Source organism: Pseudomonas sp. SIMBA_068, assembly GCF_046534705.1.
Taxonomy (GTDB): Bacteria; Pseudomonadota; Gammaproteobacteria; order Pseudomonadales; family Pseudomonadaceae; genus Aquipseudomonas; species Aquipseudomonas putida.
In genome coordinates, this window is record NZ_JAWRYI010001536.1 from 1 (window position 1) to 239 (window position 239).

1 protein-coding gene is annotated in these 239 nt (G+C 63.2%); it reads left to right on the forward strand.

What is annotated here, in order from left to right; genetic code table 11:
• The coding region (locus tag SB756_RS34830) for an EAL domain-containing protein (RefSeq protein WP_410913850.1) at positions 1-239 on the forward strand (239 nt) is incomplete at both ends.

Sequence of the window (239 nt, forward strand, 5' to 3'; positions counted from 1 at the left end):
GGGTGGCGCTGGATGACTTTGGGGCGGGTGACTGCTCATTGCGCATGCTGCGCGACTTGCCAATCGACACCCTCAAGCTTGACCGCCACCTGGTGGCACGCCTGCCCGACTCGACGGTGGATGCGGCTTTGGTCCGCAGTGTGATTGGCCTGTGTGCCGACTACCGTATCACGGTGATTGCCGAAGGGGTGGAGACCCCGCCTCAGGCGGCCTGGCTCAAGGCCAATGGCTGTGAATAT